This is a genomic window from Rhizobium sp. USDA 4016, assembly GCF_056279705.1.
Window position 1 is genome coordinate 1,334,544 of record NZ_JBWCCY010000002.1, and the last position, 21,844, is coordinate 1,356,387.

The following is a 21,844-nucleotide window of genomic DNA, read 5'->3' on the forward strand; positions in this document are numbered from 1 at the left end:
TTCTTACCGGCTGGTTGTTTTGAAGCAATTAGCGCGCAATGGAGCGGAGGAAAGACGACATTGGCACTGCTCTCCCAAGTCTCTTCGAATAGAGGCCCAGTCCTGAAAATTGATGCGGGAAATGTTCTCACATCCGAAGCCAGCCTTTTCATGGCAACGCAATACCAAGTCAACAGCGCGCGTGAGCGGCGTTCGCCCCGTCTGGCGTCGGCATCCGGTATGGCCATAGCGCATGGTGCGCATCTGCTCGAACGTCGAACCATCTCCACCAGCTCGTCCGGCTTCATCGCGAAAGACTAGTGGCAGCAGCCTGACGGATAGTACCAAACGCCAGAGGACCGATCCGCTGGCCGACATCTCCCATGCGACGTGACCATTCCTCTGGAGAAGAGTAGACTACAGCCCGACCGCAGTGCCCTTGGGCAGCGCATCGGGCGCTGCATACCTTAGCGAACCAGGGAGGGCGATATGGGAACGGCTGCACCGAGCGTAGCCATCCGCGCGCTGGCCGAGACCGATCTGCCGGAAGCCGAAAGAATTTTCCGGCTGGCCTTTGGCACCTTCTTGGGAGCACCCGAACCAGAGACGTTCTGGTCCGACCGCGACTATGTACGCGGCCGCTGGCAGGCGCCCTACGTCGCCGCCTTCGCCGCAGAGGTGGGCGGTGAACTGGTGGGCTCCAACTTCGCAACCCGCTGGGGCAGCGTCGGCTTCTTCGGACCGTTGACGATCCGCCCCGACCTTTGGGACCGGGGCATCGGCGCGCGGCTCGTCGAGGCCGTCACGGCGAGCTTCGATGAATGGGGCACGCGGCATGCAGGCCTGTTCACCTTCGCCCAGAGCGCCAAGCACGTGGGCCTGTACCAGAAGTACGGCTACTGGGCTCGTTTCCTCACGGCCATCATGTCGGCGCCGGTCCGTCACAACCAGACCGAGCCGGTGCGCTGGTCGCGGTATTCCGATCTGACAGAGGAGCAGAGAGTGGAATGCCTGAAGTCCTGCCGTGACCTGACCGGCGCCCTTTACGACGGGCTCGACCTGGGGCCGGAAATCCAGGCCGTAGAGGCGCAGGAGCTTGGGGAGAGGGTCCTGCTCGGCGATATGGCGGGTGCGGGCTTGGACGGTTTTGCCGTGTGCCACCATGGGCCGCGCAGCGAAGCAGGCGACGGTGCTTGCTTCATCAAGTTCGGGACCGTGCGTCCAGGATCGGCGGCTGGGGAGACCTTCGACAGCTTGCTGCATGCCTGCGAGGCGCTTGCCGTAGCGGAGGGGATGCCCAAGCTGCTGGCCGGGGTGAACATGGCCCGCCACGAGGCGTACCGGCACTTGGTCGGGCGTGGCTTTCGAACCGAAATCCAAGGGGTCACGATGCACCGGCCCAATGAGCCGGGTTACAGTCGCGCCGGCCTCTTCGTGCTCGACGACTGGCGCTAGGGATGGAATCTAACGCTTGGTGCCCACGCCTAACGGCAGCGATGATTTCATCCGGATCAGCCGTCCAGGTGAAAGGCTTGGGACGCGCATTGGTTTCAGCGACGTACCGGTTGATGGCCTCCTGAAGATCGACCACCGAACGGAAGACGCCGCGCTTCAGCCGCTGGCGGGTCAGCTTGGTTGGGTGCGGTCGCGCGCCTGGATCTGGCTCTTCTCATCAACAGAGAGAACGATGGCATGAGCGGGTGGATCGACGTAGAGCCCGACCACGTCGCTGAGCTTCTCGCCAAAGTTGGGATCGTTGGAGAGCTTGAACTGGCGATAGCGATGCAGCTGGAGACCATGGGCTCGCCAGATGCGCCGTTACGGCACTGGCGCTGACTCGGCGTGACGTCCGTCTTGCCGGCGTCAAGGTTGCAGCCACCCCGGTCATAATCCTTTCTGCCTTTTGCGCCATCTTGCGCTGCGCGTCCTAAGGCCTCAGATCAGGCCATATTGTTTCGCCTTATTGCGCAGAAAGGGCAGGCCGTTGCCCATCACCTCTGCCTCGTCCCTGGCGACAGGACGCCAGACTGCGAGACCGTAGGCGACTTCCGCTGGCATGTTGATGAAGCTCTCCATAGCAAGGCCGCCTTTGAACCCAATGGCCGCAAGTGCTGTATATATCTCGTCCCAAGGGACGTTTCCGTAGCCGGGCGTGCCACGGTCGCTTTCAGACAGGTGGATATATTTTAGATGTTCGCGCGCATCGAGGATGCCCGTGGCAGCGCCCTTCTCCTCGATGTTCATGTGATAGGTGTCGAGATGCACGAAGATATTGTCAGCGCCGACGCGCTCGATCATCTCGACTGCTTGCCTTCCGGTATTTATCAAATGGTTTTCATAGCGGTTCACTGCCTCGACGCCGAGCTCGATGCTGCGGGACTTGGCGTGCTTGGCGGCGGCCGTCAGCGCGCGGGCGATGTTGTCGTACTCTTTCTCCGTCGGCGGCACGCCAGTGCGCTCGCCAATGCCGCCGAAGATGACGCCGGATAGCGCCAATGCGCCCATGTCGGCCGCTTTGTCGATCGCGACCTTCAGATGCTCGATTGCCGCCTCCGGCCGCACCGACGCCCAGGCGTGCTCGGGCAGCCCGAGCGAGCAGACGGCCGGCAGGCTGTGCTTTTCGAGAAGCGCCCGGGTGTGTGGCGCATCGACGGCGGGTGCGTTGAGGAGCGCAATTTCGATGAAGTCCATCTTGTAGGACACCGCAGCTGCGATCGCCTTTTCGGCGCCTGCCTTGTCCCAGTTCATTGTCCACATGCTGGTATGTACGCCGAAGCCTTGCATCGTCTCATTCCTTTCTGCGCAGAACGGTTCTGAAGTGTCCGGCAAGCCAGCGCAGCATCATGACGCCGACGAGCAGGATACCCCACACGGCCGTCGCCAGATGCTGGTTGGCGCCGAGAAGATTGAGCCCGGACGAAAACAGCTGAAGTACCACAAGCGCCGCGAAGACCGGGATCACGCGGCCGAAGCCGCCGAAGGGATTTACCCCGCCAAGGAAGCAGGCGAGAACGGTGATGAGCAGGTAGGACTCACCGTGGCCGACGCGCACCGAGTTGAAGCGTGCCAGCATGATGATGCCGGCGACGGCACACATCGCGCCCGACAGCGTATAGACGAGAACGATGACCCTGCGTGTGTTGACCCCGGAATAGCGCGCCGCCTCGATGTTGGAGCCGATCATGTAGGTGTTGAAGCCAAGCCTCGTGCGCGAAAGCAGAACATGCCAGAGCGCGACGCACAGGATGAAGATGAGGAGCGGCACCGGAATTCCCATCACAGAGCCATGGCCGAACGGCCGCAGGAAGGCGGGAAAGCCCGACACGTCCCCGCCGCGGGTCAAGAACTCGCCGAGCCCGCGCAGGAAGATCATCATCGACAGCGAGACAAGGATCGGGTGAGCCTTCGTATAGGCAATGACAAGACCCATGACGACGCCGCTTGCCGCACCTGCTGCAAGCGCAAGCGCCACGCCGAGCAGGAAGGATCCCGGTCCCGCGTCGACGCCGCCGTTGGCCTGCAGCGTCCAAGCCACGGTGAGGCCTGCGATGTTGGCGGTGAAGGTGATCGCGAGGTTGAGCCCTCCCGTCAGGATCGGCAGCAGCATGGCAAGAGTAAGAAGGCCGAGCTCCGGAAGCTGGAAGGCAACGGAACCGAAGGTGGCCCGCGACAGGAACTGCGGCGAAGCGAGGCCGAAGACCACGACCACGAACACGAAGGCGACGACCGATCCCGCGATTTCCGATCCCAGGAGGTGGCGAGTCCGCCGGACAAGCGTCGTCATCTGCGCCTCCGCTCGTTCTTCAGGATAGGAAGCAGCTGCTCGATGCGGGAATTCGAGAGCGTGATCGCGACGAGAATGATGGCGCCAATAATCATCTTGAACGCGAAGGGTGAAACGCCCATCAGGTTGAGGCCGTTCTGGGTGATCGAGATCAGCAGCACGCCGAGCACGCAGCCGAGCACCGAGCCCTTGCCGCCACCGAGGCGGGCGCCGCCGAGCACGGCGGCGGCAAGCACATCCAGCTCGCGGCCGTAGAGCGCATTTGGCACGACTTCCTGGGCATAGTGTGCCTGGATCAATCCGCCAATACCGGCCATGAGCCCCAACCAGCCGAAGGCGATGAACTGCATGGCGCCGATTGAGATTCCGAAGCGGCGCGCGCCCTCGGGATTGTCGCCGAAGGCATAAAGCTGACGCCCGGTCGTCGTGTGGCGGATCAGGAACCAGGTCGCCGCAACGCAGATTGCCATGACAAGGACCGGAAGGCGGATTTCGGCCCAGCTGCCGTCAGCCATCTCCCGTTCGTAGAGGATGATCCGCTCCGTCCACCAGTCGGGCAGCGTGTAGATCGATACGCCGCGGGTGAAGAACATCAAAAGTCCGAAGTAAATATTGAAGGTGGCGATCGTAACGACGATCGAGATGATCTTGAACCGGTGGATCAGGAAAGCGTTGAAGGCGCCGAGCAGCGTGCCGATGCCGCCGGCGATCAGCAGCCCGCTTGCCCAGCCTCCGCCGCCGACATGGCCGAGGATAAGGGCGGTCACGTACTGCACGACCGAGGCGGCGACCGCAAACGAGATGTCTATGCCGCCCGCGATCAATACAACGAGCAGACCGACTGCGAAGATGATGTTGACTGAACTGATGTTCAAAAGGTCGAAGGCATTGCCGAGCGTAAAGAAACGCGGCGTCGCGAAGGAAAGAAACGCGCCGATCAGAACGATGACGGCAAGCAGGCAGATCTCCGTCGCATGGGTGCGGAAGAGCCTACGCATAGACGGCAGCCTCCATGTCTCTAAGCGCTGTCGCGCGCGGATCGTATTCGCCGGCGATCTCCCCCTGTGCCATGTGCAGCACCCGGTCGGCGTTGAAGTAGACCTCGGGTACCTCGTCGGAGATGAGGATGATGGAAAGCCCGCTTTGCGCAAGCCGTGCCACGATGTCGAAGATACCGGCGCGCGCACCGACGTCGACGCCGACCGTAGGTGCGTCGAGGATCAGCAGCTTAGGGTCGGTCGCCAACCATTTTGCGATGGCAATACGCTGCTGGTTGCCGCCCGAGAGAGTCGAGATGGCATCCTGCTGCAGCCCAATCCTTATTGCGAGATCGGCAATCCAGCGTGCCGCAAGACCGTGCTTCTTACGCTCCGAAATGAACCCGTGGGACAGAATCTTGCGCAGGGAGGAAATCACCAGGTTGTCGGCAATCGACTGCGGTTGGATGAGCCCAAGCGACAGTCGGTCTTCGGAGAGATAGGCAATGCCGGCAGCGATCGCGTCCCGATTGGAGGAAAAGCGCACGGGCTCGCCATCAAGCCTGATTGTGCCGCGATCGGGACGGCGCATACCGAAGAGCGTCAGTGCCAGTTCCGTGCGGCCGGCGCCCAGCAGGCCGGTGATACCGAGCGTCTCGCCGCGGCGGACGGAGAAGGAGATGTTCCTAAACTCACCGCGCCGTGTCAGCCCCTCAACCGCAATGACAGGCGCAGCCCCATCATGCGATTGGGCGCGCACGGCGTGGTCGAAAATCTTGCCGGTCATGAGTTCGGTGATGCGCGACTGCGTCATGCCTTCGGCCGGATAGACGCCGACAAGCCTGCCGTCGCGCAGCACGGTGATACGGTCCGATATTTCCAGCACCTCGGCCAGTCGGTGGCTGACGAAGACGACGGCGACGCCCGAGGCGGAAAGATTACGGACGATCTCAAGCAGATGGTCGGTTTCTGACTGCGTCAGCGAAGCAGTCGGCTCGTCCATGAAGACGACCTTTGCCTCGCCGACCAAGGCTCGTGCGATCGCCACGATCTGCCTCTGGGCGACAGCATATTCGCGCAGCGGGAGATCGACGTCGAGGGTAACGCCGAGGCGCGCCAACACGCGTTCGGCGGTCTCGCGCATGGCCTTGTGGTTGACCCGGCGCGGGCGATGGCCGAGCACGGTCTGGAAAGCGATGTTTTCTGCCACCGACATTTCCGGGAAGAGTGCGAGATCCTGCCAGATCACCTGAATGCCGGAGGCTTGCGCTGTGACTGGCGACATATGCGTATAGGGCTGGCCGTCATATTCGATTGCAGCACCGGCCTGCGGGCGATAGACCCCGGTGATGACCTTGATGAGGGTACTCTTGCCGGAGCCATTTTCGCCGGCGAGGCAATGCACCTCGCCCGGTCGCACCTCGAAGGAGACGTCGCGGAGCGCGCGCACACCGCCGAAGGTCATGTTGATGTTCTTCATCGACAACAGAGGTCGTTGGACGTCTGCGCCAGTTGGAGATTCCATATCGCGCCTGCCGTAGTGGTCCGCCGGCCATGCTCGCAGTCCACCGAGCCAGCCGCAGCCAGCCCGGCGGTCTGGGAGGTGCCTTCGAAAGGTTTAGAGGCCCATGGCCGCGAGTTCGTCGACCGTATCCTTGTTGATGGTCACGAGCTGGTCGACGATAATATCATTTCCGGTCGGATTGATCTTCCCGAGGCCTTCGATCTCGTCACCCGCCTTGATCTCCTCGCCCTTCATGAGCTTGTCGGCGAGTGTCACGAAGACTTCGCCGGCCTGTTTCGGATTCCACATGAATCCGCCGGAAATCGCGTCGGATTTAATGAGTTTCTGGCCCTGGCCCGGTGAGAAGGGGCCGAGTACGAAGATCTCGCCAACCTTGCGGCGCTCTTCCACGGCACGGCCGGCGCCGATCGGCCCCTGGCTGCCGAAGGCGAGGAAGCCCTTGAGGTCGGGATTGGCCGAAATCAGGTCGAGCGCAGTCGACCGGCTCTTGTCGGCATCTTCAGCAACGCCGTAGCGCTCGCCGACCACTTCCATCTCCGGATATTTCTCTTTGAGATAGGCAATCGCCGCATCGGCCCAGGCATTGTGCAGCGGCACGGTGAGCGAGCCGACGAAGACTGCATATTTCCCCTTGCCGCCCATCTTCTTTGCAAGAAGCTCGGCATGCGCTTCGCCGAAGCCGTTTGCCGAGGCGAGTTCGAAATTCCAATCCGCGCCCTTTTGACCGGGTGATTCATGCGTGATGACAATAATGCCGTTTTCCTTGGCCTTGGTGAGAACCGGCTCCAGCACTTTCGCATCGTTGGGCACGACGCCGATCACCTTGACGCCCTGGGCGATGAGATCCTCGATGGCGCGCACCTGCAGCGCCGGGTCGGCGCTGGTCGGGCCAATCATGAAGGCATCGATACCGAGCGCGGCACCCTTCTCTTTAATGCCGGCCTCCATCGCGTTGAACCACGGGATGCCGCCGATCTTGACGACGACACCAACCTTACCGGCCTCCTGCGCCAGGGCGCCGAAAGCGGCTGCCAGCGACAGCGAAGCCGCGAATGCGGCGACAAGCAATTTCCTCATCTTGTTCCTCCTCCATCGTTTCGAGATGGGCACAGGGCCTGCTGAAGACCGCCGGCCTCCCGTTGCAAGTAGCTGGCGAAGAATGTGAATTCCCGCCTCCCTTCGAAGCCGCCTCCTCAAGCGGCACTACGTTGCACAATCGATATTTCTCTTTGCACAATCGATAGTGCAAAGACTATCGGTCAGAGTTATACTTTCGTCAAGCGGAAACGCCTTTCGCCGCTTCGAAATCGGCACTAAGGAAAATCCGAGGGTTTTGAATGAAGAACGCCATGAGGAAGAAGCCGACGATCTACGATCTGTCGGTGCTGTCGGGCAGCTCGCCCTCGACAGTCAGCGCCGTGCTGAACGGCACTTGGCGCAAGCGCCGCATCAAGGAAGCGACCGCCGCACTGATCCGTGAGCTTGCAGAGAAGTACCAGTATACTGCAAACCGCCAGGCCCAGGGACTACGCAGTTCCCGGTCCGGCCTGGTGGGTCTGCTGCTGCCGGTCCACGACAACCGCTACTTCTCTTCTATGGCCCAGACTTTTGAGGCGCACGTGCGCAGCAAGGGCCAGTGCCCCATCGTCGTCAGCGCCAGCCGCGATCCCCAGGAAGAGCGCGAAACGGCAGCGACGCTCATTTCCTATTCGATCGATGAGCTCTTCATCTGCGGCGCGACCGATCCAGACGGCGTACACGAGGTTTGCGAAAAAGCAGGGCTGAAGCACATCAACATCGATCTTCCAGGCAGCAAGGTTCCCTCCGTCATCAGCGATAACTACGAGGGCGCGCGGATGCTGACAGAAGCGATCATCCGCCAATTTCCGGCCGATAAGCCCCTTGCACCCGAAGAGCTCTACCTCTTCGGCGGCCGCAACGACCATGCGAGCCACGAGCGCATCCGCGGCTTTCGCGCCGTCAAACGCGACCTGCTCGCAGGCGACCCCGACATTTGCATTCAAACGACGGGCTATTCGCCAAACAACACGCGCCTTGCCTTCGAAGCGTTCTACGAGCGGGAAGGCCGGCTGCCGCGCGCTCTCTTCGTTAATTCGTCCATCAACTTCGAAGGTTTCCTCCGTTTCATGGCTGGCCATCCGCACGAGACCTTCTCCGACATGGTGGTCGGCTGCTACGACTACGATCCCTTCGCCTCTTTCCTGCCCTTTCCCGTGATCATGATAAGGCAGGATATCGAGAGCATGCTGGCAAAGGCGTTTGAGGTCATGGAAGAGCCGCGTCCCGCGCCAACCGTTCACATGATCCGGCCGGAACTCATCAAACCCCGCACGGCGCTGGCCGGCCCTCTCGACGCATTGAAGGACATCGACTGAAACGGCCTTTGCCTTTGACGCGCCTACTCGCACGGCAGCGCTCTATCTGAATTTCTGCGACTTCTCGCGATATGCCACCGACGAAAAGACATTGCGGAAGGGCAACCTCTGGGGCTGCCGGTCAATCTTTTGGCCTTTTGCCGTGTCGCAGGCGTCACGACCACCACCGCCTTTGCCGGCGCGCGCCGCAAACCTGCTTTGCCACCTGACGTGTCACTACTGCGCCCGCTCACTTCACCGGGCGCTTTTCTTGCCATGATTGCTTTGCTACGTGGCTGTTCACCATGCCGATCGACAAAACGCACTGGACTAGGTGAACGCGACCAGCAATAAGAACGCTGCTCCGGCCGCGATCATGCCCACACCCAGCCAGTTCCTCGTCAATCCCAGAAATCGAACCCCTTGGCTCCTAGGTTCCAGTGTCCGCCCGCTAAGGGATGATTGGTGAGGGTCGCTGAGAGGCCGTCGGCCAAGAGCCTCCCGACACAGGAGGAGTATGCCGCATATGATGAAAATAGCGCCAATCGAGATTGTCCACACGGTCTCCTCCTCTTGATCTCGCCTCATAAAGTACCAAACTTCCGTGGGGCATAACTGTTCCTCTTTGCGCTTCCGAGTATCATCACGCTGCCGGTGCTCGAAGCCGACGAAGTCAGGCTGGCGGCAGTCGGCGATTGGCCAACGTCGTGTTGCTTCGCTTGATCAGGAGGATATCAGGGCCGTCGACACCTCACATGCAAGCTGACGGCAAAGCTTGCCCATCCTAACATGGAAAGGCGCCTCGTGAGCTTCAGACCACCACGATCGTTCTCGGATCGGCCGAATTCCGTATTCAGCCCTTTGAGCCCTTTGGAATACGAACTTGCCTCGGAGCGGGCCGATGCACTTGGTCGCCAAGGCCGTAAAGTCGAGGCGGCACTTGCAAAACTTGCCGCCTCGACAAAGAGCGATAATCGCACAGCTGATCGAGAAGGCCTCCTGAATGACGCCGCGGAGGCTGTCTGGGCATTGTTCATTCAGCGGGAGATCTGCGGACTCCGCAACAACTGGGACTTCGTCACACGGTATGGGATTCCCGGCGAAGTGCTTGCGAGGGTCGGGGCCATACGGCGATGAACTCATCAGGCTGGCCTCTATTCGACAGCAAAGACATGTGCGTTCGCAGCACGCGACCGTCATTGCCGGAAAATTTACAATGTCAGAGAAGCGCGAAGACTAACCATGGGGGGCCACGCAGAACTCGGCTGCAAGAAGTCGTCAATGAAACCACGCAAAGGCGGTACTCGCCGTGCCTATACCGGAAGCTTCAGCTGACGTCGCTAAGCGGCTGCCGCCGCGATGTATCGCCACGGCCGCGATTAAATGTTGCGTGCCGCGAGGATCCAGTCTGCCGCAGCAGAGATATCGTCGACCGTTGCAGTTGGCGAAGGCTTAAATCGTGTGTCGTCCCCGCGACGATACTTGCCTGTGCGGACGAGCACTGCTTTGGAAAGTCCGGCCTGCAAGGCACCCGCGACGTCCGTTTCCGCGTCGTCGCCCACCATGACGGCCTTTGCTTTCGGACAATTCATGCTGGCGAGCGCGGACAGGAAGAATTCGGGTGACGGCTTTCCCAGGATAGTGGCACGCCTCTGACTTGCGAACTCCAGCGCCGCGATGAACGCGCCCGCGTCGAGACTGAGTTTGCCGTCAACATCCTGGAACGTCCGGTTTGGCGCGAGCCCCAGGAATTCCGCGCCCGTGACCAGCTCGCGAAATGCGGCATTCAGGGTCTGGTAATCGAAAGCCTCGCCGGCGTCGCCGACAACAAGAGCCTTCTGTGGCCCTCCTGCCAGGTCGTGGAAATCCAGCGCGAGATCGGGATGAACCAACAGGTATGGCGATCGATCGTGCTTATCGAGCCACTCCCTCGCGGCTTGCGCCGGAGTAAAGAGCTCATCGCTTGTGGCGTAAAGTCCAAGTCCTGCAAGTCGCTGCAAGAGCGCCTGCTTGTTCGAGCGTGTCGTATTGCTCACGAACCGGATGAGTAGGCCGGCTTCTGTGGGTTTGCCCTCACCGCAAATAGGCCGCAAATATCACCGACGGCCACGAGGCGGATGCGGAAGTCGGTCGCGAAAGTCAGTGGGTTGAGTGACAAGACCGGCGACTTCCTTGCCGCCCACGGATTCGCGATAAGATCTCCGCCGAATTCCTAAATTTGACGCACGATGCTTCGGCGTTCATTCTCCGTCCATGATCAGCGGAGTACTTCTGGATCTCGCTGGCGTTATCTATGACGGCGAGGAAGTCATACCGGGCGCTACCGATGCTGTTGCGCGCTTGCGAAGGCGCAGCGCGCTATGCTGATGCGTTTTTCACGCACGCCTGCATTACCGCTATATCGAGCTCATCAAGCGCATGGGCCTTCGAAGAGTACGAGCTCTCCCGCAACAATATTACCTCGTGTAATCGCTCCGTCATGCTGCAGGAGGGGATGGCGCTACTATGGCTTCAAAATCCCGTCATGCTGGCATGAAATAAATTGCGATGCGTGGCATGATGCGGGGCACATCGGAGAGAGATATGAATACGTCAAAGGATGATCTCGATAAACCAGACTGGCTGGAAGCCGAATTGGCCGATACGCTCGACGAGGACTACGAACTCGAGCTCTCCGAACCGGCGCTGTCGGAAGAAATCCGCAAGATCTATCGCACGTCGCATCCGCCCCCGATGCCGCGTGTCGATTACTTCCGCGCTCTTCTGGCGCTGCAGGCCGAGCTGATCAAATTGCAGGACTGGGTCTCCTATCACAGGGAGAAGGTCGTCGTGATCTTCGAGGGACGCGACTCGGCCGGCAAGGGCGGCGTGATCAAGCGCATCACGCAGCGGCTCAACCCTCGCGTGGTGAGAGTGGTGGCGCTGCCGGCTCCTTCGGACCGAGAGAAAACCCAATGGTATTTCCAGCGTTACGTGCCACATCTGCCGGCCGGTGGCGAGATCGTTCTCTTCGATCGGTCCTGGTATAATCGGTCCGGCGTTGAGCGCGTCATGGGGTTTGCGACCGAAGACCAGGTGGAACAATTCTTCAACGATGTGCCCGAGTTCGAGCGCATGCTGGTGCGCTCCGGCATCCGGCTGGTCAAATACTGGTTCTCGATCACTGACGAGGAACAGCAGATGCGTTTTTTGATGCGCATCCACGATCCCCTGAAGCAGTGGAAGCTGTCGCCGATGGACTTGCAATCGCGCGTGCGCTGGGAAGCCTATACCAAGGCAAAGGAAGAGACCTTCGCCCGCACGAATATCGCTGAGGCGCCCTGGTACATCGTCGAGGGCAACGACAAGAAGCGGGCCCGCCTCAACTGCATCGACCACCTGCTTAAGCAGATTCCCTACGAAGACGTGCCGCATGAGGACATCGCGCTCCCAGAGCGCGTGTTTAACCCCGACTACGAACGCAAGGTCCTCCCGCCGGAGCTCTACGTGCCGCCGAAATACTGATGCCAGCCCAAAAGCATCAAGACACTGTACGGATCACGCAACCTTCTTAGCTGCTGGCTCGTCGTCTACTGTTCCCGCCAGGAGAAGGTAATGCTGTTGGAAAAGGTTTCCGTCTGCGTAGAGATGACGGATATCTTCTCGCCTTCAGCACAATCCACACGACCACGGCAGCGTTGTCGTTGTCTCGCCACGGGTTGTCACGTACATCCGGGCACAATTCTGCCTACTGCTTCGGAAAATCCGGCGGGATTACGGGCGTATTGCCAATAGGTGGCGCAGGCTTGACAAGGTCTCCGTCGCCGATGGACGGCGGCTTTAGCACGCCGTTGCAATCAGACAATTTCGAGGTATCCGACCCATCCGTAAGTCCTGAATTGCCGTTCTCAAGGGCGCGCGCCCGGTTCTGCTGCTGATCTGGCGCCTGGCAGCGATCCGACTGACTGGCGAGCGGTTGGGCAACCGCCAATCCGCACAGAAGTCCGACGGCACATGCGCCGATGCGCTTCGTGCAATTGACGACATTTTCTTGAATGGAGAGCATGAACCCTCCTTCGTTCGCTGTCGTGGAAACACTTTGGAATATCAAATGTTCCGAATGTGTTCGCGCGGCGGTCAATCGACGCGAATCGTCCGATTTTGTGCCCGATGCTTTTGTCGCTGCCAACATCGAAGCGCACATGCTGGCGTGACTGTCGAAGCAGTTCCGCCAGTCTGTCAACTCGGCTCGACCTTGCTGAACGCGGCTTTGGGATCGCTGCCAAAGCATATATTGGCGTGCCGTCACTATGAACCAAGCACTGTGTCGCTTTCATGCGCCCCCAGCGTGTCCGACAGCCGTTCGGTGACATACCGCATAAGATCGGGTGTGGCGCGATCGAAGCCGTAGACCCAGTCGGGGAAATTCAGCGACTCCTGCACGGCCCAGATGTCATCGTGCCGATCGGGCGGCAGGATGCCGGCAGGGTCCCCGACGGCCACCCATCCGATCGGCACCGTGGTCCAGGATCGAGCCGGGTGCGCAAAAATGCACCGTAGCGTGGACGCGTACCTCGCTGCCGTGGCCGACCCGGGCGCCATGGAAGGTGGCAGCCCCGGTCGCGACGAATACCTCGTTCTCAAGCTCTGCGCCGGTCACATGCGCGTTCGGACCGATCAGGCATTAGTCATCAAGCAGGAGTGTCGGGGGCCGCCGCGCACGACGGCGTTCTCCATGACGATGCAGCAGCGGCCGATGCGGATGGCGCCACCTCCTTCTCCGATGATGCGCGCGCCATGCAATATGCGTGCGCCCGGGCCAATGGTGACGTCACCGCAAATTGTTGCATCAGGCGCGACCCACGCGGCTGGGTCGATCTTAGGACGCTTGCCCTGGTGTCCAATGAGCATATGCCTTCCTCCAGATGACGTTTCGTTTTGGAAAAAGCGATCCGAACAAACCTCGTCGCCAACCTCGCAACGCTAATGTGTGAGTGTCCTGACGCGTGGGGTAATGGCGGAACTGTCCCCCAATCGAGAATCAAGAATTGACGGCCTCGTCCTCGATATAGTCTCCCATCGACGTCGAGCGAGAGACAGATTCACTATTCGATTGACACCATAAAAGCCGCCGTTCAGGTTCGGCACCGATGAAACCGAGCTCTACCCCCACGTATTGAAAACCCTGAGAAGGCCAAGACATGACGATCACTCTTTCCGGCAAGACCGTTCTGATCACAGCGGCAGCGCAAGGCATCGGCCGTGCCAGCGCAATCGCCTTTCAGCAGGCCGGGGCAAAGGTTCACGCGACGGATATCAATGCGAATGCGCTGGCAACGCTTGCCGCCGACACCGGGGTGTCGACGCACAAGTTGAACGTGCTCGACGAAGGGGCGGTGAAGGCATTGGTCGCTGAAATCGGCGCGGTCGACGTGCTCTTCAACTGCGCCGGCTTCGTGCACGCCGGATCCATTTTGGAAATGCAGGATGCCGACCTGGAATTTGCTTTCGACCTCAATGTCAAGGCGATGATCCGCACGATCCGCGCCGTGCTTCCCGGCATGCTGGAGCGGAAGGACGGGTCGATCATCAACATGGCTTCGGTTGCCTCCAGCATCAAGGGTGTGCCGAACCGCTTTGCCTATGGCGTCACAAAAGCGGCGGTGATTGGCCTTACGAAATCCGTTGCCGCCGATTACGTCGCCGAGGGCGTCCGCTGCAATGCCATTTGCCCCGGCACGGTCGAAAGCCCGTCGCTGCAGGATCGCATGCGCGCGCAGGGCGACTATGATGCAGCCCGCGCTGCCTTTATTTCTCGCCAGCCGATGGGCCGTCTCGGCACGCCGGAAGAGATTGCCGACCTTGCCGTCTATCTTGCCGGTGCTACCTATACCAGTGGACAGGCCTACGCGATCGACGGCGGCTGGACGATCTGACCGCCCGGCCAGTTCGGGAGGAACCCATGACAGGCATTACCGGCCTTCGTGTCTTTGATCTTCGCTTTCCCACTTCGCAAAGCCTCGACGGCTCCGATGCGATGAATCCGGACCCGGACTATTCGGCGGCCTACGTTATTCTGGATACGGACGAGCCGGGGCTTTCGGGCCACGGGCTCACCTTCACGATCGGCCGCGGCAACGACATCTGCTGCCTGGCAATAAAGGCGATGGAGCATTTGGTTGTCGGCGCAGATCTTAGCCAGGTTCTCGCCAATCCAGGTGGATTCTGGCGGCATCTGACAGGCGACAGCCAGCTTCGCTGGATTGGTCCGGAGAAGGGCGCCATCCATTTGGCGACGGGGGCCGTGGTCAACGCTTTCTGGGATCTTCTCGCGAAGCAGGCGGAAAAGCCTGTGTGGCGGCTGGTCGCGGAGATGGCGGCGGAGGAAATCGCAGACATCGTCGACTACCGCTACCTCACCGACGTGCTGACGCGCGACGAGGCGGTCACGATCCTGAAACGTGCCGAGGCGGGGAAGGCCGAGCGGATCGCAACGCTCGAGAAAGAAGGTTACGCCTGCTACACGACCTCTGCCGGCTGGCTCGGATATGATGATGCAAAGCTGCGCCGTCTCTGTCAGGAAGCGATCGACGCAGGTTTCAACCATGTAAAGATGAAGGTCGGCCGCGATCTCCAGGATGATATCCGCCGTCTGCGTATCGCCCGCGAGGTGATTGGCCCGGATCGTTACCTGATGATCGATGCCAATCAGGTCTGGGAGGTTAAGCAGGCAATCGACTGGGTGAAGGAACTAGCCTTCGCCAAGCCCTATTTCATCGAGGAGCCGACAAGTCCCGATGACGTGGCCGGACACCGGAAAATTCGTGAGGCCATCCGACCGGTCAAGGTCGCAACCGGCGAGATGTGCCAAAACCGGATCATGTTCAAGCAATTCATCGCCGAAGGGGCGATCGACATCGTGCAGATCGATTCCTGCCGCATGGGCGGCCTGAACGAGGTGCTGGCCGTGCTGCTGATCGCCGCAAAATACCGTCTGCCGGTATGGCCGCATGCGGGCGGCGTCGGCCTTTGCGAATATGTGCAACATCTGTCAATGATCGACTACGTTGCCGTGTCCGGTAGCAAGGACGGCCGCGTGATCGAGTATGTCGATCATTTGCACGAACACTTCCTCGACCCGTGCGTGATCAAGGACGCGGCCTATATGCCGCCGTCAATGCCTGGTTTTTCAATTGAAATGAAGGCGCAGTCGATCACCGACTACACCTTCAAGGGCTGATATTTCAGGCAGCGCGCTGCTCTGTGCTCTGAATGGCGGCTAGCTTCCAGTCGCTGCCGGTCCTGCGTACAAAGGTCCAGATTTCGGTGCTTTCGCCGGGGTGGCGATCGTCACCGGAAACGACGCGGCCGCTGTCACGATCGACCATTGCGTCGATCGACGAATAGCGCATTGCAAGCGTTGCATAATCCTGACCGTCCTCGCGCCAGGCTTCGGCAATGTCACCCTGCAGCAGCTTGACGTCCGAGACGCGGTTGCGCACGCCGTTGGTGGCATTTTCGCCGAGTTCTTCGGCAAGATAGGACATGGCTTCGGGCGTTGTCAGCTTGCGCAACGTATCATAGTCCTCGGCGCCGTAGGCGGTCTGCACCTTGGTCAGCAGCTCCTCGAACTGATCCAGATCGGCCTGCGCCAATCCGATTTCGTCGCTTGGTCTGTCGTTGCGCTGTTGCTGCTGTTGATAGCCTGCAGCACCTGAGCCGATCGCCGGAATGTTAAACGACGAATTGCTGTTAGACGACATATTGCTGTAGGACGAGGCACTCCGGCCGCCTGCCGCACCGTAGGACGGCTGGCGTCGATTGGCAAAGAAGCGCATGGCAAGCATGACTGCGCCGAAGATCAGGGCAATCTGCAGCAGCATGCCGAGGAACCCGAAGCCGCCACCGAAACCGTGGCCGAGGAGCATGCCGAGCAGGCCGCCGGCTATCAGGCCGCCTATCATCGAACGGCCAAACCCGCCGAAGAGACCGCCGGAACGCTGCGGGTTAGCAGGCTGTTGGGCGGTAGCGGGGGTCTGTGGGCGCGGCGTCATCGAACGTTCCATCGGCGCGGCCGGAGCAGGCGCGGTGCGTGTGACCGGGGGCGCCTGGAAGGTGCGCGTTCCGCGGCTGCCGAACCCGCCAAAACCTCCGGCGCGGCGCGCCTCGGCATCGCTATAGGCAGCAAAAACGGTAGCGCTCGTCAGAACGGCTATCGCCGCAATCTTGGCAAAACGCGAAACGGCACTCTGCATCATATCTCCTGTCATGCAACAACCATGGCATGTTTGCGAGCTAATATAGGTGTTCTCTTGACAATTTGAAGTTCGCCGACTCGACTTATTGACAGACATCGACCCATTTGGCTCCGGTGAGTTCGGCCAGCCGCTCCGTCGCGATACGGACCGCCGAATGCGTGGAACCGGCGGCCGGCACGACTTCGTCGAAACGCTTCAATGAAACATCGCAATAGACTGGAATTGGGGCGGGCAATCCAAAGGGGCAGACACCGCCCACCGGATGGCTGGTGACTTCCAGGACTTCTTCCGGTCCCAGCATGCGGCCCTTGCCGCCGAATGCATCCTTGAATTTCCGGTTGTCGAGGCGAGCCGTGCCGCTTGCGACAACGAGCATCGTCTCATCGCCGACCCTGAGGCAGATCGTTTTGGCGATCTGCCCCGGCTCGACTCCGTGCGCTTCGGCCGCAAGCGCCACCGTCGACGAGCTTTCGGGGGTTTCGATGATTTCGATCTCAGGTGCATGTGCGCTGAAAAATGCGCGGACGGATTCAAAGCTCATGGGCGGATACAGGACCAGAACGATCGGGATCTAAATGACCTTGGAAAGTATCTGATGCTCGAGGAATTTCAATCGCATTTCGAACCTGAATGCACTTGCGATCCGGCCGGTTTTCTGAGCTTCTTTGTCGCGCCGAGAGACATTTGAGGGAGGAAAGCGATGCGGCGCGTTGATTGCCATATGCATTTCTGGACGCTGGCGATGGAGCCTTACTATTCGCTCTGGATGTCGCCGGATGACAGGGTGCTCTATCGTGACTATGGGCCGCGCGATGCCGTTCCGCTGATGGAGAAGAACAATGTCGAGGGCGTCGTTGTCGTTTCGGCTGCGTCTTCCGTTCATGAAACCGGCTATCTTCTCGGCCTTGCCGACGGGCGGGATTTCATCAAGGGCGTTGTTGCCTGGCTTGATCTTCTCGCGCCGACGGCCGCCGCCGACCTTGGGAACTGGGCACGCTTTGCGAAGCTGAAGAGCATCCGTCCCTATCTTCAGGATCTGCCTGAAGAGGATTGGATCCTGAAGAAAGAACTCGATCCGGCTTTCCGCGCCATGCTCGACCATGGACTGCGATTTGACGCATTGATCAAGCCGCGGCATATCCTCAACACGGTGAGGTTCATCGAGCGCTATCCCGATCTGCCGGTGATCGTCGATCACATGGCCAAGCCCGAAATCGGAAGCGGCAACTTTGAACCTTGGCGGCGCGACATGGAACGCTTCCGTGATCTCGACCATGTACATTGCAAGATCTCCGGCATCGTGACCGAGGACGGGCCGGATTGGACGCCGGAGCGGCTTCAACCTTATCTCGAGACGGTGTTCGACATTTTCGGACCCGATCGCCTCGTCTTCGGCAGCGACTGGCCTGTCGTCAATCTCGTCGCGGATTACAGCCGCTGGATCGAGACGCTCGACCACGCCATGAAGAGCCTGCCCGCCGCCGACCAGCAAAAGATCTGGGCATCAAACGGCGAGCGATTTTACGGGCTTTGACACGGCCGACATGAAGCTTATCGCGCAGCGCTTTTGCGCCCGGTTTTCTATTGCCCATCGGCGGTGTTTTCGATAGGAAAACTTGATTATTGTAAGAAGGTTTATCATGACCCAGTCGGGCAGGATCCGATATGACGTTTCAGCCGCGGATGCAAAACAAGATTGAAGGCTTTTCCGTTGTCGGCGGGATGAACCGCCGGAACTGGAACGGCATCGTCGCAGACGTGTGGGATGTCGAGTGCGCGCCTTATGCGGGCGGCTATTATGTTGCCAGCGATCCACGGCTGTTCATTCTTCTCGACTTGCGCGGTCCCGGCAATTCGATGATCAAGCTGGCGCCAAAAAGCAGCGGGTTGGTGCAGGATACGGTGCGGCGGCCGATCTCCTATGTTCCGGCCGGCATGGAACTTTGGGCCGATCTCATTGATGTCCAGTTCGTCCGTCATCTGGATATCCATTTCGACGCAGACATCGTCGGCCGTCGGCTGATGGAGGATATCGATCCGAAGCGGCTGGGTGACGCGCGGCTGCTCTTTTACGACGAGCGCGTTTTGACGCTGGCAAACCTAATCGCCGCAGAATGCATCAATCCAGAGCCCCTGCATGATCTTTATGGCGATGGCCTCTGCTTGTCGCTGATTATCGACGTGATGAAGCTCACGAAAGCGCCTGCACGCAAGCGAAGCAAGCTTGCAAGCTGGCAGCTTCGGCGCGTGATTGAGTTTATTGAACAGAATTGCCTTCGCAATATCAGGCTGGAAGAACTCGCAAATCTCACCGGCCTTTCGCAATCGCATTTCAGTCACGCTTTCAAGGCGTCGACCGGTGTCGCGCCGCACCAGTGGCAAACGAATGCCCGGCTGAACAAGGCCAAGCAATTGCTCTCAAAGGGCGAATTCACGCTCCCGGCGATCGCTGCGGAGACGGGCTTTTCCGATCAGGCGCATTTCACGCGTGTCTTCCGCAAGAATGTCGGCACCACGCCTGCCCACTGGAAAAAGGCGCACGTTGCCTGAAAACAACGCCGTGCGAGCATTTGTTTGGGCCGCGAAAATTTGCCCAAAAACGTTCAAATTCCACCGAATGCGACAATCCACAACCTAAAATTTGAGTTAAAGACTCATCTTATCAAAAGGGCATGGCCGCGGGGTTAAGACTTCTCGGTGCGAGTGGGGTAAACAATATGCGTGGGCAAACAAAGGGGCTCATCTTAAAGGCGCAGCTATTGACCGGCGTTGCCGTTGTCGGGCTGGCAATTGCAATGTCTGCGTCGGCGCAGGAAGCAACCGAGCTGAAGCCCGTCATCATTCGGGGCGAGGCGGGAAATGCCAACTCCGAGGCGACCGCGACGAGCCCCGTGAAGGGCTATGTGGCGAAGCGCTCTACGACCGGTTCCAAGTCCGATACGCCGCTGAAGGAGATACCGCAATCGGTGTCGGTTGTTGGTTCTGAGGAAATGCACGACCGCGGCGTCGTGAACAAGGTGGATGAGGCGCTCTCCTATACGCCCGGCGTCAATGCCCAACCGTTCGGCAATGATGGGCGATACTGATTGGTTCTATATCCGCGGCTTCGACGCCACGCAGACGGGCGTCTTCATGGACGGCCTGAACCTCTTTAGCTACGGTTTCGGCGGCTTCCAGATTGATCCTTTCATGCTGGAGCGTGTTGAGGTTCTTAAAGGCCCAGCCTCGGTTCTTTATGGCGGTTCCAACCCGGGTGGTATCGTCAACCTGGTTCGTAAGCGTCCAACCGACGAGCCGCTCTTTTATACAGATATCGGCATCAACAGTAATGGAAACGCCTTCACCGGCGTGGATCTGTCGGACGAAGTCGGGTCAAGCGATACCATGACCTATCGGCTGACAGGCAAAGTCGCCGGCGGCGATAACTATTCCGATTTTTCCCATGACCTGCGTGGTTTCATCATGCCGCAGCTGACAATAGTTCCGGATGATGCGACGATGATCAACGTCTGGGGCTATGTGGGTGTGTTGGATCAAGTCCATACCGGGAACGGCTTTTTCCCTTACGAGGGCACCGTCACCGACGCTCCCTTCGGCAAGATTCCGCGCGACGCTTTCCTCGGCGAGCCGGACATCGATCAAGGTAACTATGCTCAGCATATGATCGGCTACGAGCTCAAGCACGCGTTCGATAATGGCTGGAAAATTACCCAGAGCGCTCGCTACGGGCATCTGCGCAAACATGAGATTGGCCCTTATGGTTTCGGCTATCTCAACACGACCGATCGCACAAACCCAAACTATTACTGGCTCAACCGTATCGGCTTCGAACACAGATCCAAGGTCGATTCCTTTTCAGTGGACAACCGTGCGGAGAACGAATTCGATTTTGGCGGGACCACGCATAACGTGATGCTCGGCATTGACTATAAATACTACCGGCTCGACCACATTCAGGCCGCGTCAGCCGCTACGCCGATTAACCCTACCGATCCCGTCTACGGTGATCCACAACCGGCAAACAACAGCTATCTGAATCAGGTCATTACGCAGCGGCAGGTCGGAGCCTACGTGCAGGATCAGATCCATTTCGGCGAGGGCTGGCTGGCGACCCTCAACGGCCGCTACGACTATGTCGATACGGAAACGCATAACGGTCCTACTTTTTGGGCGCCTATCCAGGATTTCACTTATAGTTACGACAGGACGGCCTTCAGCGGGCGTGCAGGCCTCGCCTATGAATTCGCAAACGGCCTGACGCCCTATGTCGGCGTTGCGACCTTCTTCAACCCGATCGTCGCAACCAGCCTCACCCCCAATATCAAGCCGGAGGAAGGCAATCAGATCGAGGCCGGCATAAAATACGAACCAACCTTCTTCGACGGCGCAATGTCCGCATCACTCTTCGAGATCACGAAGAAAAACGTTGTCGTAACGGATCCCTCGACGATGCTCTCAAGCCAGCTTGGCGAGGTGCGTTCGCGGGGCTTCGAATTCGAGAGCAAAGCCAATCTCACCGATAGCTGGAAAGCGATTGCCGGCTTCTCCTACACCGATCTTGAAATTACCGAGGACACCAATTCGGCGCTCGTCGGCAACACCCCCTATCTCCAGCCGAAAGTTCAAGCGAGCTTATGGCTCGACTACACTGTTTTGCGGGGTGCGCTAGAAGGCATAAGCGTCGGCGGTGGTGTGCGCTATCAGGGCTGGTCCTGGGCAGACAATGAGAACAGCAAGAAGGTGCCAGGCGCTGCCGTCTTCGATGCCGCAATCCGATACGAAAAAGAAAATTGGGGCGCCTCACTCAACGTCACCAATCTCTTCGACAAGGAATACGTCAAGGGCTGCGGAGGTCTCAGCACGTGCGGCTACGGCGATGCGCGCACGATCACCTTCAAGCTCAGCAAGAAGTGGTAAGTTGACAAGAAAATAGAGTTTGCAGGAAACCGAGTGCGGGAGGGAGTGCT

General features: G+C 59.6%; 21 protein-coding genes and 3 pseudogenes. 12 read left to right on the forward strand and 12 right to left on the reverse strand.

What is annotated here, in order from left to right:
• The first annotated feature begins 60 nt into the window (after window positions 1-60).
• Both ACZ9DP_RS07500 and ACZ9DP_RS07505 read left to right on the forward strand, forming a co-directional pair.
• On the forward strand, window positions 61-300 hold the full coding sequence (locus ACZ9DP_RS07500; RefSeq protein ID WP_074071937.1) for a hypothetical protein: 240 nt from the start codon (window positions 61-63) through the stop codon (window positions 298-300).
• Window positions 301-468: 168 nt separating this feature from the next.
• The gene (locus ACZ9DP_RS07505; protein ID WP_476201036.1) at window positions 469-1,434 is read left to right on the forward strand and encodes a GNAT family N-acetyltransferase; all 966 of its coding nucleotides are present in this window, start codon (window positions 469-471) and stop codon (window positions 1,432-1,434) included.
• On the opposite strand, the pseudogene ACZ9DP_RS07510 reads toward ACZ9DP_RS07505, so the two are convergent.
• The 6 genes and pseudogenes from ACZ9DP_RS07510 to ACZ9DP_RS07535 form a co-directional block, all read right to left on the reverse strand.
• Window positions 1,364-1,797: pseudogene (locus ACZ9DP_RS07510) on the reverse strand (hypothetical protein); the annotation flags it as partial. The gene ACZ9DP_RS07505 and the pseudogene ACZ9DP_RS07510 overlap by 71 nt on opposite strands.
• 117 nt (window positions 1,798-1,914) lie before the next feature.
• On the reverse strand, window positions 1,915-2,763 hold the full coding sequence (locus ACZ9DP_RS07515) for a sugar phosphate isomerase/epimerase family protein (protein WP_074071935.1): 849 nt from the start codon (window positions 2,761-2,763) through the stop codon (window positions 1,915-1,917).
• A 4-nt stretch (window positions 2,764-2,767) separates the two neighbouring features.
• A complete protein-coding gene (locus tag ACZ9DP_RS07520; protein ID WP_194731130.1) occupies window positions 2,768-3,763 on the reverse strand; it encodes an ABC transporter permease in 996 nt (331 codons plus the stop codon).
• On the reverse strand, window positions 3,760-4,761 hold the full coding sequence (locus tag ACZ9DP_RS07525) for an ABC transporter permease (RefSeq protein ID WP_476201038.1): 1,002 nt from the start codon (window positions 4,759-4,761) through the stop codon (window positions 3,760-3,762). Before ACZ9DP_RS07525 ends, ACZ9DP_RS07520 begins: the two co-directional genes overlap by 4 nt.
• Window positions 4,754-6,265, reverse strand: coding sequence for a sugar ABC transporter ATP-binding protein (locus ACZ9DP_RS07530; RefSeq protein WP_476201040.1), 1,512 nt, complete (start codon window positions 6,263-6,265; stop codon window positions 4,754-4,756). Before ACZ9DP_RS07530 ends, ACZ9DP_RS07525 begins: the two co-directional genes overlap by 8 nt.
• Window positions 6,266-6,358: 93 nt before the next feature.
• Complete coding sequence (locus ACZ9DP_RS07535; protein WP_194731133.1) at window positions 6,359-7,342, reverse strand: autoinducer 2 ABC transporter substrate-binding protein; 984 nt, start codon at window positions 7,340-7,342, stop codon at window positions 6,359-6,361.
• 260 nt (window positions 7,343-7,602) lie between these two features.
• On the opposite strand from ACZ9DP_RS07535, the gene ACZ9DP_RS07540 reads away from it, so the two are divergent.
• The 3 genes and pseudogenes from ACZ9DP_RS07540 to ACZ9DP_RS07550 all read left to right on the forward strand — a co-directional run bounded on the left by ACZ9DP_RS07540 (window position 7,603) and on the right by ACZ9DP_RS07550 (window position 9,777).
• On the forward strand, window positions 7,603-8,661 hold the full coding sequence (locus ACZ9DP_RS07540) for a LacI family DNA-binding transcriptional regulator (protein ID WP_074071930.1): 1,059 nt from the start codon (window positions 7,603-7,605) through the stop codon (window positions 8,659-8,661).
• Between the two features lie 25 nt (window positions 8,662-8,686).
• A pseudogene (locus ACZ9DP_RS07545) lies at window positions 8,687-8,835 on the forward strand (nitrate reductase); the annotation flags it as partial.
• 609 nt (window positions 8,836-9,444) lie between these two features.
• A complete protein-coding gene (locus tag ACZ9DP_RS07550; protein ID WP_476201042.1) occupies window positions 9,445-9,777 on the forward strand; it encodes a DUF6665 family protein in 333 nt (110 codons plus the stop codon).
• 242 nt (window positions 9,778-10,019) lie between these two features.
• Here ACZ9DP_RS07550 and ACZ9DP_RS07555 read toward each other — a convergent pair whose 3' ends face one another.
• Window positions 10,020-10,733 (reverse strand): TIGR01458 family HAD-type hydrolase, encoded by a 714-nt coding sequence (locus tag ACZ9DP_RS07555; protein ID WP_476201044.1) that lies wholly within the window; start codon window positions 10,731-10,733, stop codon window positions 10,020-10,022.
• A 233-nt stretch (window positions 10,734-10,966) separates the two neighbouring features.
• On the opposite strand from ACZ9DP_RS07555, the gene ACZ9DP_RS07560 reads away from it, so the two are divergent.
• Both ACZ9DP_RS07560 and ppk2 read left to right on the forward strand, forming a co-directional pair.
• A complete protein-coding gene (locus ACZ9DP_RS07560; protein WP_476201046.1) occupies window positions 10,967-11,176 on the forward strand; it encodes a hypothetical protein in 210 nt (69 codons plus the stop codon).
• A 47-nt stretch (window positions 11,177-11,223) separates the two neighbouring features.
• Entirely contained in the window at window positions 11,224-12,144 is a 921-nt protein-coding gene (ppk2, locus tag ACZ9DP_RS07565) for a polyphosphate kinase 2 (protein WP_476201048.1), read from the forward strand.
• Window positions 12,145-12,367: 223 nt separating this feature from the next.
• On the opposite strand, the gene ACZ9DP_RS07570 is transcribed toward ppk2, so the two are convergent.
• The 3 genes from ACZ9DP_RS07570 to ACZ9DP_RS07580 all read right to left on the reverse strand — a co-directional run bounded on the left by ACZ9DP_RS07570 (window position 12,368) and on the right by ACZ9DP_RS07580 (window position 13,530).
• On the reverse strand, window positions 12,368-12,685 hold the full coding sequence (locus ACZ9DP_RS07570) for a hypothetical protein (RefSeq protein ID WP_476201050.1): 318 nt from the start codon (window positions 12,683-12,685) through the stop codon (window positions 12,368-12,370).
• Window positions 12,686-12,927: 242 nt separating this feature from the next.
• Window positions 12,928-13,122, reverse strand: coding sequence for a hypothetical protein (locus tag ACZ9DP_RS07575; protein ID WP_476201052.1), 195 nt, complete (start codon window positions 13,120-13,122; stop codon window positions 12,928-12,930).
• A 174-nt stretch (window positions 13,123-13,296) separates the two neighbouring features.
• Entirely contained in the window at window positions 13,297-13,530 is a 234-nt protein-coding gene (locus ACZ9DP_RS07580; protein ID WP_476201054.1) for a hypothetical protein, read from the reverse strand.
• 290 nt (window positions 13,531-13,820) lie between these two features.
• Between ACZ9DP_RS07580 and ACZ9DP_RS07585 the strand changes: the two genes are divergently transcribed.
• Window positions 13,821-14,555, forward strand: coding sequence for an SDR family oxidoreductase (locus tag ACZ9DP_RS07585; protein WP_194731137.1), 735 nt, complete (start codon window positions 13,821-13,823; stop codon window positions 14,553-14,555).
• 26 nt (window positions 14,556-14,581) lie between these two features.
• Window positions 14,582-15,859, forward strand: coding sequence for an L-fuconate dehydratase (locus ACZ9DP_RS07590; protein WP_476201056.1), 1,278 nt, complete (start codon window positions 14,582-14,584; stop codon window positions 15,857-15,859).
• Window positions 15,860-15,863: 4 nt separating this feature from the next.
• Here the strand turns inward: ACZ9DP_RS07590 and ACZ9DP_RS07595 are convergent, their stop codons facing one another.
• Window positions 15,864-16,874, reverse strand: coding sequence for a Tim44 domain-containing protein (locus ACZ9DP_RS07595; protein WP_476201057.1), 1,011 nt, complete (start codon window positions 16,872-16,874; stop codon window positions 15,864-15,866).
• A gap of 85 nt (window positions 16,875-16,959) precedes the next feature.
• Window positions 16,960-17,418: a YbaK/EbsC family protein gene (locus tag ACZ9DP_RS07600; protein WP_476201059.1), complete on the reverse strand. Its 459-nt coding sequence runs from the start codon at window positions 17,416-17,418 to the stop codon at window positions 16,960-16,962.
• A gap of 159 nt (window positions 17,419-17,577) precedes the next feature.
• On the opposite strand from ACZ9DP_RS07600, the gene ACZ9DP_RS07605 reads away from it, so the two are divergent.
• The 3 genes and pseudogenes from ACZ9DP_RS07605 to ACZ9DP_RS07615 all read left to right on the forward strand — a co-directional run bounded on the left by ACZ9DP_RS07605 (window position 17,578) and on the right by ACZ9DP_RS07615 (window position 21,794).
• Window positions 17,578-18,411: an amidohydrolase family protein gene (locus ACZ9DP_RS07605; RefSeq protein WP_476201061.1), complete on the forward strand. Its 834-nt coding sequence runs from the start codon at window positions 17,578-17,580 to the stop codon at window positions 18,409-18,411.
• Window positions 18,412-18,542: 131 nt separating this feature from the next.
• Complete coding sequence (locus ACZ9DP_RS07610; RefSeq protein ID WP_074071921.1) at window positions 18,543-19,427, forward strand: helix-turn-helix domain-containing protein; 885 nt, start codon at window positions 18,543-18,545, stop codon at window positions 19,425-19,427.
• A 167-nt stretch (window positions 19,428-19,594) separates the two neighbouring features.
• Window positions 19,595-21,794 (forward strand): annotated as a pseudogene (locus ACZ9DP_RS07615) (TonB-dependent siderophore receptor).
• Window positions 21,795-21,844: the final 50 nt, after the last annotated feature.

Coding starts and splice junctions, on each gene's coding strand:
- ACZ9DP_RS07505 (WP_476201036.1), top strand. CDS start 469: ATGGGAACGGCTGCACCGAGCGTAGCCATCCGCGCGCTGGCCGAGACC.
- ACZ9DP_RS07515 (WP_074071935.1), bottom strand. CDS start 2,763: ATGCAAGGCTTCGGCGTACATACCAGCATGTGGACAATGAACTGGGAC.
- ACZ9DP_RS07520 (WP_194731130.1), bottom strand. CDS start 3,763: ATGACGACGCTTGTCCGGCGGACTCGCCACCTCCTGGGATCGGAAATC.
- ACZ9DP_RS07525 (WP_476201038.1), bottom strand. CDS start 4,761: ATGCGTAGGCTCTTCCGCACCCATGCGACGGAGATCTGCCTGCTTGCC.
- ACZ9DP_RS07530 (WP_476201040.1), bottom strand. CDS start 6,265: ATGGAATCTCCAACTGGCGCAGACGTCCAACGACCTCTGTTGTCGATG.
- ACZ9DP_RS07535 (WP_194731133.1), bottom strand. CDS start 7,342: ATGAGGAAATTGCTTGTCGCCGCATTCGCGGCTTCGCTGTCGCTGGCA.
- ACZ9DP_RS07540 (WP_074071930.1), top strand. CDS start 7,603: ATGAAGAACGCCATGAGGAAGAAGCCGACGATCTACGATCTGTCGGTG.
- ACZ9DP_RS07560 (WP_476201046.1), top strand. CDS start 10,967: ATGCTGTTGCGCGCTTGCGAAGGCGCAGCGCGCTATGCTGATGCGTTT.
- ppk2 (WP_476201048.1), top strand. CDS start 11,224: ATGAATACGTCAAAGGATGATCTCGATAAACCAGACTGGCTGGAAGCC.
- ACZ9DP_RS07570 (WP_476201050.1), bottom strand. CDS start 12,685: ATGCTCTCCATTCAAGAAAATGTCGTCAATTGCACGAAGCGCATCGGC.
- ACZ9DP_RS07580 (WP_476201054.1), bottom strand. CDS start 13,530: ATGCTCATTGGACACCAGGGCAAGCGTCCTAAGATCGACCCAGCCGCG.
- ACZ9DP_RS07585 (WP_194731137.1), top strand. CDS start 13,821: ATGACGATCACTCTTTCCGGCAAGACCGTTCTGATCACAGCGGCAGCG.
- ACZ9DP_RS07590 (WP_476201056.1), top strand. CDS start 14,582: ATGACAGGCATTACCGGCCTTCGTGTCTTTGATCTTCGCTTTCCCACT.
- ACZ9DP_RS07595 (WP_476201057.1), bottom strand. CDS start 16,874: ATGCAGAGTGCCGTTTCGCGTTTTGCCAAGATTGCGGCGATAGCCGTT.
- ACZ9DP_RS07600 (WP_476201059.1), bottom strand. CDS start 17,418: ATGAGCTTTGAATCCGTCCGCGCATTTTTCAGCGCACATGCACCTGAG.
- ACZ9DP_RS07605 (WP_476201061.1), top strand. CDS start 17,578: ATGCGGCGCGTTGATTGCCATATGCATTTCTGGACGCTGGCGATGGAG.
- ACZ9DP_RS07610 (WP_074071921.1), top strand. CDS start 18,543: ATGACGTTTCAGCCGCGGATGCAAAACAAGATTGAAGGCTTTTCCGTT.